Here is a 16,041-nt window from a genome sequence, read left to right on the forward strand (position 1 = left end):
GCCTGGCCCCGGAGTTCGATGATGCTTTCCCTGCAAGCACTGCTGGTCTCGACCGGCACCGTCGCCCTCGCCGAAATCGGCGACAAGACCCAATTGCTGGCGTTGCTGCTGGCCGCCCGCTTCCGCAAGCCGTGGCCGATCGCCTTGGGCATCCTCGCCGCCACCGTGATCAATCACGCGATCTCGGCCTGGCTGGGCGCGGAACTTTCCCAATGGTTGTCGCCGGAAATCCTGCGCTGGATAGTCGCAGGCAGTTTCCTCGCGGTCGCCCTGTGGACGCTGAAGCCGGACAAGCTGGACGAAGACGAGAAGCTGCCGGCGCACGGCGCGTTCATCGCCACCACCCTCGCCTTCTTCCTGGCCGAGATCGGCGACAAGACTCAAGTGGCCACGGTGCTGCTGGCGACCAAGTATTCGCCGTTGTGGCAGGTCGTCGCCGGCACCACCCTGGGCATGCTGGCGGCCAACCTGCCGGTGGTGTGGATGGGACATCGCTTCGCCGACCGCCTGCCGTTGAAGCTGGCGCGCAATGTCGCGGCAGTCGTGTTCCTGACACTGGCCTTGTGGGTCGCCTGGCATGGCATTGGCTGAACGGACCGCGATTTGCCTTGCCCGCCCGAACGCCCTCCACTAGGCTTCCCGGCACTACAAGAACGCACGCTAGGGGAAAACTCCATGTTGGAAGCTTTGGGGCGGGTCGGTTTCGGTCTGTTCGGCCTCGCGGTGCTGCTGTGCATCGTCTGGCTGTTCTCGAACAACAAGAAGTCTGTGGACTGGAAACTGGTCGCCACCGGCATCACCCTGCAGATCGGCTTCGCCGCGCTGGTGCTGCTGGTGCCAGGCGGGCGCGAAGTGTTCGACTGGCTGGGCAACGTCTTCGTCAAGATCCTGAGCTTCGTCAACACCGGCTCGGCGTTCATCTTCGGCAGCCTGATGGACGTCAACACCTACGGCTTCATCTTCGCCTTCCAGGTATTGCCGACGATCATCTTCTTCGCCGCGCTGATGGGCGTGCTCTACCACCTCAACGTGATGCAGGCCGTGGTCCGCGCCATGGCCTGGGCCATCACCAAGGTGATGAGGGTCTCGGGTGCGGAAACCACCAGCGTCTGCGCCAGCGTGTTCATCGGCCAGACCGAGGCGCCGCTGACCGTGCGCCCGTACATTTCGAAGATGACCGAGTCCGAGCTGATCACCATGATGATCGGCGGCATGGCCCATATCGCCGGCGGCGTGCTGGCGGCCTATGTCGGCATGCTCGGCGGCGGCGACCCGGTGCAGCAGGCGTTCTATGCCAAGCACCTGCTGGCCGCCTCGATCATGGCCGCGCCCGCGACCCTGGTGATCGCCAAGATCCTGATCCCCGAAACCGGCACGCCGCTGACCCGCGGCACGGTGAAGATGGAAGTGGAGAAGACCTCCAGCAACATCATCGACGCCGCCGCGGGCGGGGCGGCCGACGGCCTGCGCCTGGCCTTGAACATCGGCGCGATGCTGCTTGCCTTCATCGCCCTGATCGCGCTGCTCAACTGGCCGCTGACCTGGGCCGGGGAAGTCACCGGGCTGCAGGCGACGCTGGGCAGGCCGACCGACCTGTCGCTGATCTTCGGCTACCTGCTGGCGCCGATCGCCTGGGTGATCGGCGTGCCTTGGCAGGACGCGACCACGGTCGGTTCGCTGATCGGGCAGAAAGTCGTCATCAACGAGTTCGTCGCCTACCTGCAACTGGCCGACATCGTCAACGGCAAGGTCGCGGGCGTCAGCCTGTCGGCGGAAGGCAAGCTCATCGCCACTTATGCGCTGTGCGGATTCGCCAACTTCAGTTCGATCGCGATCCAGATCGGCGGCATCGGCGGCCTGGCCCCGGAGCGGCGCTCGGACCTGGCGCGTTTTGGCCTGCGCGCGGTGCTGGGCGGCACCATCGCCACCCTGATGACGGCCACCATCGCCGGCGTCCTCACCCATTTCGCCTGAACCGATGGCTTCCGTTACCGTCGTCGGCTCGTTCAACGTCGACCATGTCTGGCAATGCGAGACATTGCCGGCCGTGGGCGCCACCATCGTCGGCAGCTATGCGAGCGGCCCTGGCGGCAAGGGCTTCAACCAGGCCATCGCCGCTTCGCGCGCCGGCGCGCGCACGATCTTCCTCTGCGCACTCGGCGAGGATGCGGGCGGCGCGCAAGCGCGCGCGCTGGCCGCGGCCGACGGCATCGACCTGCGCGACCTGGTGTCGGACCAGCCCACCGGTACCGCCGGCATCTACGTGGACGCGCGCGGCCGCAACAGCATCGTCATCGGCCCGGGCGCGAACGCTTCGCTGACCGCCGACTTCGTTCGTTCGCAGGCCGAAGCCATGGCCACCAGCGGAGTCGTGCTGGCGCAACTGGAATCGCCCACGGACAGCGTCTTCGCGGCATTCGCAATGGCACGCGCGCGGAACATCACGACCCTGCTCAATCCCGCCCCCGCCAATGCCACGACCACCGGCGAACTGCTGACGCTCGCGGATCTCATCACCCCCAACGAAACCGAGTTCGCCGCCCTGGTGGCGCGCCATATCGGCGCGAAGATCGAAGCCGACGATGTCGCCATCAGCGACGGCGCCAGCCTGCATGCGCTGTGTCGGGAGCTGCTGGCGCACGGCAGCGTGGTGGTGACCCTGGGATCGGCGGGGGTATTCGTGTCTCACGCCGAGGAGGCGCTGCGCGGCGACGCCAGGCCCTACTACCGGATGGCCGCCGAACCGGCGGAGGCGGTCGACACCACCGGCGCGGGCGACGCGTTCAATGGCGCACTGGCCGCCTCCCTAGCCGGCGACAGGGAATTGGCGTTCGCCGAACACGTACGCTTCGCCAATCGCTACGCCGCGCTGTCCACCGAGCGCGCCGGAGCGGCGCTGGCGATGCCGCGCCTGGCCGAAGTCGCGGCCCGTTTCCACGGCAACGGCTCCGGCGCATAAGTTCCAGCCCGCCACTACAATGCCGGCATGCGCATCGGCGTTCACACGATAGCTCCCGGGTTGATCCTGGCCCCGATGGCCGGGGTCACCGACAAGCCGTTCCGGCAGTTGTGCAAGCGGCTGGGCGCCGGACTGGCGGTGTCGGAAATGACCAGCGGCGATCCGCGCCTGTGGCATACGCAAAAATCGCTGCATCGCATGGACCACGTCGGCGAACCGGCCCCGGTCAGCGTGCAGATCGCCGGCACCGAGCCACGGGTGCTCGCCGACGCGGCACGCTACAACGTCGACCACGGCGCGCAGATCATCGACATCAACATGGGCTGCCCGGCGAAGAAGGTGTGCAATGCCTGGGCCGGCTCGGCGCTGATGCGCGACGAGGCGCTGGTGGCGCGGATCCTGGAAGCGGTGGTCGCAGCGGTGGACGTGCCGGTGACCTTGAAGATCCGCACCGGCTGGGATGCCCGGAACCGCAACGGCCTGCGGATCGCGCGCATCGCCGAAAGCGCCGGCATCGCCGCCCTGGCCGTGCACGGCCGCACCCGCGACCAGCAATACACCGGCGCGGCCGAATACGAGACCATCGCCGCGATCAAGTCCGCGCTGGGCATCCCGGTGATGGCCAATGGGGATATCGATTCGCCGCAGAAGGCGGCTTTCGTGCTGCAGGCCACCGGCGCCGATGCCCTGCTCGTTGGCCGTGCCGCGCAGGGACGGCCCTGGATCTTCCGCGAGATCGCCCACTTCCTGGCCACCGGAACGGTGTTGCCTCCACCCGCATTGAATGAAGTGCGCGATATCCTGCTTGGCCATCTGCAGGCGCTGCACGCGTTCTACGGCGAGTATCAAGGCGTGCGCATCGCCCGCAAGCACCTGGGCTGGTACGCGAAGGACAGGCCGGAGAACGCGGCTTTCCGCGCGGTGGTCAACCGCGCGGAAAGCGCCGATGCGCAATTGCGGCTGACCCGCGATTATTTCGATGCGCTGGTGGCGGGAGTGGCGCCCGGGTTGTCGGCAGCGGCGTGATCCTGCTCCCTTCCCTCTCGCGGAAATAGGCGTAAGAACGCTCCGTACCAAGGCTTGCCGGCCTGACGTCGATTCCATCCCTCTCGAATCGGACAACCACCAATGAGCACCAACGAATTCCCCTACCTGCACGGTTTCTCCGAAGTCGAACAGGCGCGACTGGTGAGGCAGGCGCAGATCGCCGAATCGACGATCTTCCACGACATCGACTATTCCGGTGCCCGTCGCCTGCTGGAAGTCGGCAGCGGCGTCGGCGCGCAGACCGAGATCCTGCTGCGCCGCTTCCCCGAGCTGCACGCCACCTGCGTGGACCTGAGCGCGGCGCAACTGGGTGCCGCCGCGCAACGGCTGGGAGCGATGCCCTGGTTGCAGGACCGCTACACGCTGCGGCAGGCCGACGCCACCGACCTGCCGTTCGAACCACGCAGCTTCGACGCCGCCTTCCTGTGCTGGGTACTGGAACACGTGCCCTCGCCGGCGCGTGTGCTCAGCGAAGTGCGCCGCGTGCTCTCGCCCGGTTCGCCGGTGTACCTGACCGAGGTGATGAACGCCTCGTTCCTGCTCGACCCGTATTCGCCCAATGTCTGGCGCTACTGGATGGCGTTCAACGATTTCCAGATCGACAGCGGCGGCGATCCGTTCATCGGCGCCAAGCTCGGCAACCTGTTGCTGGCCGGCGGATACCGCGACGTGGCCACGCAGATCAAGACCTTCCATTTCGACAACCGCGAACCGGCGCGGCGCAAGACCATGATCGCGTTCTGGGAAGAACTGCTGCTGTCCGCGTCCGACCAGTTGCTGGCGGCGGGCAAGGTCAGCGAGGAAATCGTCGCCGGCGTGCGCCGCGAGATGCACCAGGTGCAGAACGATCCCAACGCGGTGTTTTTCTATTCCTTCGTGCAGGCGCGCGCGACCGTTTACTGAGCCCATTGGTTGCACGATCGCCGCGCCTCAATGGACGCGGCTTTGCCGCGTTTGTCGGTTGGAGTGCGTCATCGGTCACGATGCTTTCCGGCACTCGCATTCCATGTCCGCGCGGCGCGAACATGACCTTGCCGGAATCCTCCGGCGCGCGTTCCTCACCGCCGGCACGGCCGCTCTCTCCGTGCCGGCGGGCGGACGCGGATTCGTTCAACCGCGGCACCCGGGCGTGCAATGGATCGATGCCCATCGGCCACCGGATTCCCGTTCCAGGACGGACCAAGCTCCAGGAGAACATCATGAAAACGAACCTGCTTGCATTGACCCTGCTCGCCGCCATCGCCGCTCCCGCGGCCGCGCAGGACACCACCGTCGATCTGGCGCCGGTCCCGATCGCCGCACCGGCCCTGGAACAGGTCACGGTAAGGCAATTGGCCGATGAAACCGGTATGAGTCCGCATCGGGTGCGCATGGTGGTCGGGCCGCGCAGTGGCTATGCGGAATACCGCATCACCTTCGACCGGGCGCAACGGCAGTTCAGGAATGCGCTCGGCGAGGAACGCTACAACGACCTGATGGCCGGGCGCAAAATCGATCTCTACCACCAGAAAGCGGCTGACGTTGCCAGGGTCGATGCCAGGCCTGATCGCAATCCGGCAATGGCTCCTTGACATATCCGGTGCTTGCGCAGGAATTACAGCCATGGGTCCTTCCGGTCGGCATCAAGCCGGCGCGGAAGGAAGCAGGTCGACAGAATCAGTGGGCGCATCGACCGGAACGATTTCCGGTGAGTGCCAGATCCGGTGCCATAGCGCGGCTAGAGCCTCCTCCAACTTGCCTTGCGCCACCGGCGCACGGTAAGCGGCTTGCACTTGCCGTGGCGGGATCGACCGCCATTGTTGGCCTTCGCGCCCGGCGACCACGAAGCTGAAGTTGTAGTCGGGTTCCAGGCCCATGCGCAGGTCGCTCAGGACCAGTTCGCCATCGACGACACGGGCGCGCATGAAGCCATGGTTGAACCAGGCCAGCTCCCGTACCGCCGGAATATCCCGCGCCTCTGCCAGCGCCTGAACGTTGGATCCATGGCCCTGGAACTTCATCGCGCCATGATCGGCGACCAGCGAACGGTCGCCGATTACGTAACCCTGGGGAGTCATCGCTACGACTCGCCACAGCAAGGTGTTCAATGGCATCGGCACCGAGAAGCGCGGCGCGCCCGCGAGTCCCATCGCAGCCAGTGCGCGATCGGCTTCGCGATCGACCATGGACTTGGCCAGCAGCGACCAGCCCAGGTAGGCGGTGCTCAACGCCAGTCCAGCCAGCAGTGCGCGCTGCGCCAGCAAACGCTCGCGCGCGAACCAGGCGACGACGCAACCGGCGAGCATCCACAGCGTGTAGACCGGATCGATGATGAACAGGCTGGACCACATCACCGGTGGCGTGTGCAGCGGCCACAGCAGTTGCGTGCCGTACACGGTGAAGGCATCCAGCAACGGATGCGCGAGCAGCGTCAGCTGGATGGCCCAGAACCAGCGCACGGGCGATTCTGCCACCCGCTTGCCGCGACGCTTGCACAGCCACCAGATCATCCAGCCCAGCAGCGGCAGCACGAACAGCGAATGGCTGAAGCTGCGGTGTATCGTCATCAACGATACCGGATCGTCGGTGAGCAAAGCGATGAACAGCGAATCGAGATCCGGCAGGGTGTTCAGCGCAGCGCCTGCGAGCAAGGCGGCGCGTCGGTGTTTGGCCGGGGCGATGGCGGCGGCAATGGCGCCGCCGAGAAACAGATGGGTGATGGAGTCCATAAAGGGATGCTAACAGCCGACACCCGACACCGTAGGAGCGGGCCTTGCCCGCGATGCTCCTCGTCCAGGCCGCGGCAATAGCAAAGGCATCGCGCCCAAGGGGCGCTCCTACGTACCTCCACCGTAGGAGCGGGCCTTGCCCGCGATGCTCCTCGTCCAGGCCGCGGCAATGGCAAAGGCATCGCGCCCAAGGGGCGCTCCTACGTACCTCCGCCGTAGGAGCGGGCCTTGCCCGCGATGCTCTTCGCCCAGGCCGCGGCAATGGCAAAGGCATCGCGCCCAAGGGGCGCTCCTACGCATTCGAATCACGCCGCCATCGGCAGCTCCTGCATCACCAGGCGCAATCGCGCCGGCATTTCCGCCAAGGTCTCGCCGGTATGCGCCAGCAGGCACAGGCTGCCATCCATTTCCTCGCTCAGCGCGGTCAGACTTTCCACCCAGTCGCCATCGTTGGCGTAGACCAGCCCATCACGCTGGAGCAGAGCGGCGCGATGGATGTGACCGCAGATGATGCCGTCCAGGCCGCGCCGGCGTGCATCGTCCAGGCCGGCCTGCACGAAGCGGCCGATGTAGCGCTCGGCGGCGCCGCTTTTCTGCTTCAGGTATTCCGACAGCGACCAGTAGCGCAAGCCGAAACGGCGACGCAAGGCGTTGACGATCTTGTTGCCGGTGAGGATGCGGTAATACAGCCAGTCGCCCAGGCGTTCCTGCAATCCGCCGAAATGGGTGATCGCGTCGTAGTCGTCGCCGTGGGTGACCAGCAGGCGGCGCCCGTCGGCGGTGACGTGGATCGCGCGCCTGCGCACCCGCATCGCCGGCAGCACCAGGCCGCAGAACTTGCGGATCGGACGATCATGGTTGCCGGGGATGTAGATCAGTTCGGTGCCACGCCGTCGCAAGGCGTGCAGGGCCTCGACCACGCGGTTGTGGGCGCTGTTCCAGGTCGCGCGTTTCTGCGCCATCCACCACAGGTCGACGATGTCGCCCACCAGGTAGAGCTGGCGGCAATGCAGGGTGTTGAGGAAATCCGCGAATTCAGCCGCATGGCAATGTTTTGAACCCAGATGCACATCCGAAACGAACACCGCGCGCCGCGTCGTGGCGGCGGTGGGGCTCATGCAGGTTCCGCCTGCCGGCGCACCGGGGTTTCCAGATAGCGCGCCCGCTTCTTCGGGCGGATCCGCCGCAGGTCCACTTCGATCAGGCCGTCGATGGAATCGCTGAACGCCGGATCCACGCCGAACGCGAGGAAGCGCGCGCCGCCGGGCTCGCACAGCTCGGTGTATTGCTTGTAGAGCATGGGCAGGGTCGCGCCGAGGCTGTCGAGGTTGGCCTTCAGCACGCGGAAGGCGGTGTCCGCATCCAGTTCCCCGTACGAAGGCGGCGCGGCCACGTACTGGAATGGGTGTCGCGACACCGCTTCGCCGCTGGCATCGCCGTGGTAGCGCTCGTAGTAGGAAACGATCTGCTCGCGCGCGGCCAGCGGCAACGCCGCGCTCAGCGACACCGCACCGAACAGGTAGCGCACGCGCGGATGCCGGTGCAGGTAGGCGCCTATGCCCTGCCACAGGTAGTCGATGCTGCGACTGCCCCAGTAGTCGGGGGCGACGAAGCTGCGACCCAGCTCCATGCCTTCGGCCAGGCGCGGCACCGCGTCGTCCGCGTAGTCGAACAGCGAGGCGGTGTACAGGCCTTTCAGCCCACGCTCGGCCAGGACCGGGGCGCCGCGGGCGATGCGATAGGCGCCGGCGATCTGTTCCGATTCGGCGTCCCAGAGGACGATGTGCTCGTAATGCTGGTCGTAGGCATCGACATCCAGCGATTTGCCGGTGCCCTCGCCCACCGCGCGGAAGGTCAGTTCGCGCAACCTGCCGATCTCGCGCAGCAGCGGCGAATCCGCATCCAGGCGTCCCACGCGGATGCGCTTGCCGTCGCTGGTTTCGCCCAGCAGCTGCAGTGACTGGACAGCCTCATGCAGCACCTTCCGGTCCACTGCCGGAATCAACGCCTGCGGCTGTTCCTGCGCCTCGTCGCGACGTCCGATCGAATACAGCACCCGCCGCACCTTGGCCAGGTTCGCTTCGGGTCCGACGGCATGGTCGATCTCGAGCAACGGGCCCACCCGCAGCGCTACCCGCGATCCGCCGCGCTTGAACATCTCGCGCGCCAGCAGCGCGGTGCCCGCCGGCTTGTACACGGCCGAGGCGCCATAGAACAAAGCCGAGTTGCGCGCCTCGATCCGGACCGGCAACACCGGCGCATTGCTGGACTTGGCGAAACGCAGGAAACCGCGGCGCCAGCGCGTGTCGGTCACGCCCCTGGGACTCAGTCGCGAGACTTCGCCTGCCGGGAACAGGATCACGCACTTTTCCTCGGCCAGGGCCTGTTCGATCGCCTCGATGCTTTCCGCGCCAGGTTTTCCGCCGAGGATCCGGACCGGCAGCAATAGCTCACGCAGTCCTTCGACCTGGGCCAGCAAGTCGTTGGCCACGAACTTCACGTCGGAACGCACGCTGCCGACCAGATGCAGCAGCGCCAGCGCATCAAGTGCGCCTGAAGGATGGTTGGCAACGATCAGCAGACGCCCCGACGACGGGATGCGGTGGCGCTCCACCTGGTCCACGGTGTAGCGCAGGTTCAAGAACTCCATCGCCGCTTCGACCAGCGCGAAGCCGGACAGATGGGCATGGCTGGCGAGGAATTCGTAGGCATGGCTCAGTCGCGACCAGCGCCCCAGGCCGCGTAGCAGCGGGCGCGCCACCATGGCGCGACGGCCGCGGAACCATTGCGGGTAACGTTCGGCGAGTTGCTGTTCCAGGATCTGCATGTCGTGTGCACCAGCCAGCCCCGACGGCGGGTTTCGCCGGCAGCCTGCTCGCGATCGACGACAGGCCGGTTGCCGTTTTGCGGCAGACAGGTGACAGGCTGGTTGGTCGTCGCCGGATCGCTTTACCTTCCCCTTTGAAAAAGGGGAATTGAGGGGGATTTGCTTTTGCTTGAGCCCTTGCCTGATGCAGGATCAAGAGCAAATCCTCCATAGCCCCCTTTGCAAAGGGGGCAAAGCAACACAGGACAGCCATGCCGCAGAGCCGGCCTTGCCCTTAACCCCACCGCAACCCTGAACGCGGCACAATGCACGTCCGCCCGGGGGCGTGTATCATGCGCGCCCATCTTTTCATCTTGATCAAGGGATATAAGCCGCGATGTCGAACTACCTCTTCACTTCCGAATCGGTCTCCGAAGGCCATCCGGACAAGGTCGCCGACCAGATCTCCGATGCCGTGCTCGACGCCATCCTGGCCCAGGACAAGCGCGCGCGCGTGGCCTGCGAAACCATGGTCAAGACCGGTGTGGCGATCGTCGCCGGTGAAATCACCACCAGCGCCTGGATCGACCTGGAAGCGCTGACCCGCAAGGTGATCGTGGACATCGGCTACGACAGCAGCGAAGTCGGCTTCGACGGCGCCACCTGCGGCGTGCTCAACCTGATCGGCAAGCAGTCCCCCGACATCAACCAGGGCGTGGACCGCAAGAAGCCGGAAGAACAGGGCGCGGGCGACCAGGGCCTGATGTTCGGCTACGCCACCAACGAGACCGACAGCTACATGCCGGCCGCGATCCACCTGTCGCACCGCCTGGTCGAACAGCAGGCCAAGATCCGCAAGCAGAAGAAGTCGCCGCTGCCGTGGCTGCGCCCGGACGCCAAGTCGCAGGTCACCCTGCGCTATGAAAACGGCAAGGCCGTGGCCATCGACGCGGTGGTGCTGTCCACCCAGCACGACCCGGACGTGAAGCAGAAGGACCTGGTCGAAGCCGTGCGCGAGACCATCCTCAAGCCGGTGCTGCCGGCCAAGTGGCTGCACAAGGGCACCCAGTTCCACATCAACCCGACCGGCAAGTTCGTGATCGGCGGACCGGTCGGCGACTGCGGCCTGACCGGGCGCAAGATCATCGTCGATACCTACGGCGGCTGGGCCCGTCATGGCGGCGGCGCATTCTCGGGCAAGGATCCGTCCAAGGTCGACCGCTCGGCCGCCTACGCCGCGCGCTACGTGGCCAAGAACGTGGTCGCGGCCGGACTGGCCGACCGTTGCGAAGTGCAGGTCAGCTACGCCATCGGCGTGGCCCACCCGACTTCGATCTCGGTCACCACCTTCGGCACCGGCAAGATCTCCGACGACAAGATCGAAAAACTGATCCGCAAGCATTTCGACCTGCGTCCGTACGGCATCCTGCAGATGCTCGACCTGATCCACCCGATGTACCAGCAGACCGCCGCCTACGGCCATTTCGGCCGCAAGGCCAAGGAATTCACCTACACCGACGGCGCCGGCAAGCAGCACACCGCCACCGCGTTCTCGTGGGAGAAGACCGACAAGGCCGAAGAGCTGCGCAAGGCGGCTGGTTTGAAGTAATGCGGTAACTTCTCCTTGAGGAGAAGGCATCAAGGACGGGCCGCCTAGCGGCCCGTTCTGTTTTTCCGAAACCTGTGCCGCAAACGAAGATTGGATTGTCTGCCGTGAATAGTCCCGCCGAAAAGAACAGCGAAACTGCCGCCGAATCCACGCTGGAATTGCTGGAGTCGATAGCGGCCGACCGCACGGTGCTGGATGACTGGCCTGAAGCCGAGCGCGTGCGCCTGCACCAGGCCATCGCTTCGATCTACCACCCCGAACCCAAGCTGCGCAGGAAGAAGTCCAAGGAACTGGAGCGCGAGCGCCACGCCGAGAAGCTGCGCCGCGCCGATGCCATGCTCGACCAGACCGGCATCCGCGCGCTGCGCCGCGCGCCGGTGTTCACCACCCCGAATTATTTCCCGCCGGCCGGATTCATCGCCCAGGACAGCGTGGAGGAAACACGCGAACCGCTGGAATCGCCCGAGCTCCGTCACTGCTACGTGTGCAAGAAAAAGTACACGCTGGTGCACCACTTCTACGACCAGATGTGCCCGGAATGCGCCGAGTTCAATTTCCTCAAACGCACCGAGCTGGCCGACCTGAGCGGACGCGTTGCGCTGTTGACCGGCGGCCGGGTGAAGATCGGCTACCAGGCCGGCCTCAAGTTGCTGCGCGCCGGTGCGCATCTCATCATCACCACCCGTTTCGCCCGTGACTCGGCTGCGCGCTATTCGCAGGAACCGGATTTCGAGCAGTGGGCCCACCGGCTGGAAGTATTTGGCCTGGACCTGCGCCACACGCCCAGCGTGGAAGCATTCTGCCGTGAACTTTCCACGAAGTATTCGCGGCTGGACTTCATCATCAACAACGCCTGCCAGACCGTGCGCCGTCCGCCCGAGTTCTACGCGCACATGATGGAAGCCGAGACCGCCGCGCTGCGCGACACGCCGGAACACGTGCGCAAGTTGCTGGGCAGCTACGAAGGCTTGCGCAGCCACGACCTGCTGCCCGAGGCATCGGCGATGCAGGTGGCCATCAAGCAAGGTATGCCTGAGGTAGCCGGCCTTACCCACGCCGCCGAACTGTCGCAGGTGCCGTTGCTGGCCGAGGAGCTGCTGGGCCAGAAGCACCTGTTCCCCGAAGGTCGGCTGGACCAGGACCTGCAGCAGGTCGACCTGCGCGGACGCAATTCGTGGCGCCTGCAGATGGACGAAGTACCTTCGGTGGAACTGCTGGAAGTGCAGCTGGTCAACGCCATCGCCCCGTTCCTGATCAACGCGCGGCTGAAACCGCTGATGCTGAAGACGGAGAACCGCGACAAGCACATCGTCAACGTGTCGGCGGTCGAAGGCCAGTTCTACCGCAACTTCAAGACCACCCGCCATCCGCATACCAACATGGCCAAGGCCGCGTTGAACATGATGACCCGTACCGCCGCGGCCGATTACCACGGCGACGGCATCCACATGAACAGCGTCGACACCGGCTGGGTGACCGACGAGGACCCGATCGAGCTGGCTGCGCGCAAGACCGTGGAGGAACGCTTCCATCCGCCCTTGGATATCGTCGACGGCGCCGCGCGCATCGTCGACCCGATCATCCATGGCCTCAATACCGGCGAGCACGTGTGGGGGCAGTTCCTGAAGGATTACCGGCCGACGGATTGGTAAGCCCGCCCCCGTAGAGCCGAGCTTGCTCGGCTGCTCTGTGCCTCAGACCAAGAGCAGCCGAGCAAGCTCGGCTCTACAAGGCGGCACGCCTGTACAATGCCGCCATGTCCCTAATGCAACTGCAGCGCGTCGATTTCAGCATCGGCGGTCCGCTCCTCCTCGAACACGTCGACCTCACCCTGGAACCCAACGAGCGCGTCTGCATCGTCGGGCGCAATGGCGCGGGCAAATCCACCCTGATGCGGCTGCTGGCCGGCGAAATCCTGCCCGATGACGGCGAGGTACGCCTGCAGAACGGCGTGGTGGTCGCGCGCATGGCCCAGGAAGTGCCGCAGGACACCAGTGGCACGGTGTTCGACGTCGTGGCGGAGGGCTTGGGCGACCTGGGCCATCTGCTCGCGCTCTACCACCACGCGCTGCACGACGGCGACATGGACGCGATGGGCGATGCGCAGGAAAAGATCGAGGCCCAGCACGGCTGGGACCTGGACCTGCGCGTGCAGCAGGTGCTGACCAAGCTGGAACTGCCGGAAGACGCCGACTTCGCCGCGTTGTCCGGCGGCATGAAGCGCCGCGTATTGCTGGCCCAGGCGCTGGTGCGCAAGCCCGACATCCTGTTGCTGGACGAACCGACCAACCACCTGGATATCGACGCGATCGCCTGGCTGGAAGGCTTCCTCAAGCAGTTCGAGGGCAGCATCGTCTTCGTCACCCATGACCGCAGCTTCCTGCGCGCGCTGGCCACGCGGATCGTGGAAATCGACCGCGGCCAGGTCACCAGCTGGCCCGGCGACTACGAGAACTACCTGCGCCGTCGCGAAGAGCGCCTGCACGCCGAAGCCCAGGAGAACGCGCGCTTCGACAAGCTGCTGGCCCAGGAAGAGATCTGGATCCGCCAGGGCATCAAGGCCCGCCGCACCCGCAACGAAGGCCGCGTCACCGCGCTGAAGGCATTGCGCCGCGAGCGTTCGCAGCGCCGCGACCTGAGCGGCAACGTCAACATGGCCGTGTCCGCCGCGCAGAAGTCCGGCAAGAAGGTCATCGAGATCGAGGGCATCACCCAGGCCTACGACGGCCGCGTGCTGCTGGACAACGTCTCGGCGACGATCCTGCGCGGCGATCGCGTCGGCATCATCGGTCCCAACGGCGCCGGCAAGTCCACGCTGCTGAAGATCCTGCTCGGCGAGCTGCAGCCGCAGGCTGGCGAAGTCGCGTTGGGCACGGGTCTGCAGGTCGCCTATTTCGACCAGCACCGCAGCCAGCTCAACGACAGCCTCAACGCGCTGGAGAACGTGGCCGAGGGCCGCGATTTCATCGAGATCAACGGTACCCGCAAGCACATCATCGGTTACCTGCAGGATTTCCTGTTCTCGCCGGAACGCGCACGGGCGCCGATCACCCGCCTGTCCGGCGGCGAGCGCAACCGACTGCTACTGGCCAAGCTGTTCGCGCAGCCGTCCAACCTGCTGGTAATGGACGAACCCACCAACGACCTGGACGTGGAAACGCTGGAGCTACTGGAAGAGCTGTTGGGCGAATACAAGGGTACGCTGCTGCTGGTCAGCCATGACCGCGAGTTCATCGACAACGTGGTCACCAGCACCCTGGTGCTGGAAGGAAAAGGCCGCCTCGCCGATTACGTGGGCGGTTACACCGATTGGGTGCGCCAGCGTCCCAACGCGCTGTTCAACGCCGAGTCCGCCGCACCGGTGAAGGCTTCGCCGAGCCCGGTACAGACCGCTGTCGCCGTCGAGCCGAAGCGCAAGCTCAGCTACAAGGATGCGCGGGAGCTGGAACAGCTGCCGGCGCGCATCGAACAACTGGAAGCGGACATTGCCGCGCGCGCCGCCTCGATGAACGAACCGAAGTTCTACCAGCAGGACAGCGCCGCGATCCTCGCCTTCAACGAAGCCTCGGCGAAGCTGCAGACCGATCTGGAACACGCCTACCAGCGCTGGAACGAACTCGACGCCTGACCATGCAGGTGAAGGCGTAGGAGCGACGTAAGTCGCGAAGGCATTCTAGAATCATCCCTTCGCGACTTACGTCGCTCCTACGGGAAACCAGGCAGCCGATGGGCACTTATACCTTCCGCACCCGCGACGGACTGGACCTGCACCTCAACGACTGGCCTGCCGCACAACCACGCGCGCGCGCGCTCCTGGTCCACGGACTCGGCGAGCACAGCGGCCGCTACGCCGCGCTGGCCGGTGACCTCAACACGCTCGGCGTCTCGGTCCGCGCCTTCGACCATCGCGGACACGGGCGCTCGCAGGGCAAGCGCGGCGCAGTCGGCAAGGACTCCGACTGTCTGTCGCGCGACGTGATCGAAGTCTTCAATGCCTATGCCGGCGAAGGCAACGACCTGCCCTTCCTGTTCGGCCACAGCATGGGCGGCCTGGTGGCGATGCATGCGGTCGGCAAGCTGGGACTGCGTCCGCGCGGACTCGTCGCTTCCTCGCCCGCGCTGGCTTCCCATGCAGGCAGGTTCGATCGCCTGCTCAGCAAGGTCCTGTTGCGCCTGGCACCCGACCTTACCGTCGCCAACGGGCTTCCCGCCGACAAGCTCTCGCACGCGCCCGACGTCGAACGCGCCTACCTCGACGATCCCGACAACCACAACCGGGTCAGCGCACGACTCGCGCGATACATCTTCGACGCCGGCCCGGAAGTCATCGCCATGGCCTCGACCTGGTCGGTGCCGACCCTGCTGCAGATCGCCGGCAGCGACCGGCTGGTCGATCCCGCCGGCGCCCGCGCCTTCGCCGCGACGGCGCCGGAAGCGGCAGTCGAATGCCACGACTACGCCGACCTTTATCACGAGATCTACAACGAAGCGGAGTCGGCACGCGGCGTGGTAATGGCCGATCTGGCGGCCTGGTTGCGCCCGCACCCGTAGGAGCGGGCCTTGCCCGCGATGCTCTCCGTCGGGATCGTGGCCGCGGACCGAAAGGCATCGCGCCCAAGGGGCGCTCCTACAACAACCCCGTAGGAGCGGGCCTTGCCCGCGATGCTCTCCGTCGGGATCGTGGCTGCGGACCGAAAAGGCATCGCGCCCAAGGGGCGCTCCTACAACAACCCCGTAGGAGCGGGCCTTGCCCGCGATGCTCTCCGTCGGGATCGTGGGCCGCGGACCGAAAGGCATCGCGCCCAAGGGGCGCTCCTACAACAACCCCGTAGGAGCGGGCCTTGCCCGCGATGCTCTCCGTCGGGATCGTGGCCGCGGACCGAAAGGCATCGCGCCCAAGGGGCGCTCCTAC

Annotated in this window: 13 protein-coding genes; 10 read left to right on the forward strand and 3 right to left on the reverse strand. The window is 65.9% G+C overall.

Annotation, left to right across the window (positions count from 1 at the left end):
- The first annotated feature begins 21 nt into the window (after positions 1-21).
- From CSC74_RS07055 to CSC74_RS07080, 6 genes are all read left to right on the forward strand, one after another.
- On the forward strand, positions 22-591 hold the full coding sequence (locus CSC74_RS07055) for a TMEM165/GDT1 family protein (protein WP_211369562.1): 570 nt from the start codon (positions 22-24) through the stop codon (positions 589-591).
- An 84-nt stretch (positions 592-675) separates the two neighbouring features.
- Positions 676-1,974: a NupC/NupG family nucleoside CNT transporter gene (locus CSC74_RS07060; RefSeq protein WP_162313647.1), complete on the forward strand. Its 1,299-nt coding sequence runs from the start codon at positions 676-678 to the stop codon at positions 1,972-1,974.
- Positions 1,975-1,978: 4 nt separating this feature from the next.
- Complete coding sequence (locus CSC74_RS07065; RefSeq protein WP_162313648.1) at positions 1,979-2,959, forward strand: ribokinase; 981 nt, start codon at positions 1,979-1,981, stop codon at positions 2,957-2,959.
- Positions 2,960-2,986: 27 nt separating this feature from the next.
- Positions 2,987-3,985, forward strand: a complete 999-nt coding sequence (gene dusB / locus CSC74_RS07070; RefSeq protein WP_162313649.1) for a tRNA dihydrouridine synthase DusB — start codon at positions 2,987-2,989, stop codon at positions 3,983-3,985.
- A 102-nt stretch (positions 3,986-4,087) separates the two neighbouring features.
- Positions 4,088-4,909 (forward strand): class I SAM-dependent methyltransferase, encoded by an 822-nt coding sequence (locus tag CSC74_RS07075; protein ID WP_162313650.1) that lies wholly within the window; start codon positions 4,088-4,090, stop codon positions 4,907-4,909.
- Positions 4,910-5,205: 296 nt separating this feature from the next.
- The gene (locus tag CSC74_RS07080) at positions 5,206-5,577 is read left to right on the forward strand and encodes a hypothetical protein (protein WP_162313651.1); all 372 of its coding nucleotides are present in this window, start codon (positions 5,206-5,208) and stop codon (positions 5,575-5,577) included.
- Positions 5,578-5,628: 51 nt separating this feature from the next.
- On the opposite strand, the gene CSC74_RS07085 is transcribed toward CSC74_RS07080, so the two are convergent.
- The 3 genes from CSC74_RS07085 to olsF form a co-directional block, all read right to left on the reverse strand.
- Positions 5,629-6,714, reverse strand: coding sequence for a metal-dependent hydrolase (locus tag CSC74_RS07085; RefSeq protein WP_162313652.1), 1,086 nt, complete (start codon positions 6,712-6,714; stop codon positions 5,629-5,631).
- Positions 6,715-7,019: 305 nt separating this feature from the next.
- The gene (locus CSC74_RS07090) at positions 7,020-7,832 is read right to left on the reverse strand and encodes a UDP-2,3-diacylglucosamine diphosphatase (protein WP_162313653.1); all 813 of its coding nucleotides are present in this window, start codon (positions 7,830-7,832) and stop codon (positions 7,020-7,022) included.
- Positions 7,829-9,541 carry a bifunctional ornithine lipid synthase OlsF gene (olsF, locus tag CSC74_RS07095; protein WP_170865776.1) on the reverse strand — a complete coding sequence of 571 codons (1,713 nt, stop codon included), beginning with the start codon at positions 9,539-9,541 and terminating at the stop codon, positions 7,829-7,831. The genes CSC74_RS07090 and olsF overlap by 4 nt, the downstream gene beginning before the upstream one ends.
- Before the next feature lie 376 nt (positions 9,542-9,917).
- Here olsF and metK point away from each other — a divergent pair, with 376 nt between their 5' ends.
- The 4 genes from metK (at position 9,918) to CSC74_RS07115 (ending at position 15,680) form a co-directional block, all read left to right on the forward strand.
- Positions 9,918-11,129, forward strand: coding sequence for a methionine adenosyltransferase (metK, locus tag CSC74_RS07100; protein WP_162313654.1), 1,212 nt, complete (start codon positions 9,918-9,920; stop codon positions 11,127-11,129).
- 95 nt (positions 11,130-11,224) lie between these two features.
- A complete protein-coding gene (locus CSC74_RS07105; RefSeq protein WP_425501426.1) occupies positions 11,225-12,781 on the forward strand; it encodes an SDR family NAD(P)-dependent oxidoreductase in 1,557 nt (518 codons plus the stop codon).
- 104 nt (positions 12,782-12,885) lie between these two features.
- Positions 12,886-14,757, forward strand: a complete 1,872-nt coding sequence (locus CSC74_RS07110) for an ATP-binding cassette domain-containing protein (RefSeq protein ID WP_162313655.1) — start codon at positions 12,886-12,888, stop codon at positions 14,755-14,757.
- A 98-nt stretch (positions 14,758-14,855) separates the two neighbouring features.
- Entirely contained in the window at positions 14,856-15,680 is an 825-nt protein-coding gene (locus CSC74_RS07115) for an alpha/beta hydrolase (protein ID WP_162313656.1), read from the forward strand.
- The last annotated feature ends 361 nt before the right edge of the window (positions 15,681-16,041 follow it).

It is taken from the genome of Pseudoxanthomonas yeongjuensis (assembly GCF_010093345.1).
GTDB classification, from domain to species: Bacteria; Pseudomonadota; Gammaproteobacteria; order Xanthomonadales; family Xanthomonadaceae; genus Pseudoxanthomonas_A; species Pseudoxanthomonas_A yeongjuensis.

Excerpts from the sequence above, each read along its gene's own strand:
- CSC74_RS07110 (WP_162313655.1), top strand. The coding sequence starts at position 12,886 with ATGTCCCTAATGCAACTGCAGCGCGTCGATTTCAGCATCGGCGGTCCG.
- CSC74_RS07055 (WP_211369562.1), top strand. The coding sequence starts at position 22 with ATGCTTTCCCTGCAAGCACTGCTGGTCTCGACCGGCACCGTCGCCCTC.
- CSC74_RS07080 (WP_162313651.1), top strand. The coding sequence starts at position 5,206 with ATGAAAACGAACCTGCTTGCATTGACCCTGCTCGCCGCCATCGCCGCT.
- metK (WP_162313654.1), top strand. The coding sequence starts at position 9,918 with ATGTCGAACTACCTCTTCACTTCCGAATCGGTCTCCGAAGGCCATCCG.
- CSC74_RS07090 (WP_162313653.1), bottom strand. The coding sequence starts at position 7,832 with ATGAGCCCCACCGCCGCCACGACGCGGCGCGCGGTGTTCGTTTCGGAT.
- CSC74_RS07075 (WP_162313650.1), top strand. The coding sequence starts at position 4,088 with ATGAGCACCAACGAATTCCCCTACCTGCACGGTTTCTCCGAAGTCGAA.
- CSC74_RS07085 (WP_162313652.1), bottom strand. The coding sequence starts at position 6,714 with ATGGACTCCATCACCCATCTGTTTCTCGGCGGCGCCATTGCCGCCGCC.
- CSC74_RS07115 (WP_162313656.1), top strand. The coding sequence starts at position 14,856 with ATGGGCACTTATACCTTCCGCACCCGCGACGGACTGGACCTGCACCTC.
- dusB (WP_162313649.1), top strand. The coding sequence starts at position 2,987 with ATGCGCATCGGCGTTCACACGATAGCTCCCGGGTTGATCCTGGCCCCG.
- olsF (WP_170865776.1), bottom strand. The coding sequence starts at position 9,541 with ATGCAGATCCTGGAACAGCAACTCGCCGAACGTTACCCGCAATGGTTC.
- CSC74_RS07060 (WP_162313647.1), top strand. The coding sequence starts at position 676 with ATGTTGGAAGCTTTGGGGCGGGTCGGTTTCGGTCTGTTCGGCCTCGCG.
- CSC74_RS07065 (WP_162313648.1), top strand. The coding sequence starts at position 1,979 with ATGGCTTCCGTTACCGTCGTCGGCTCGTTCAACGTCGACCATGTCTGG.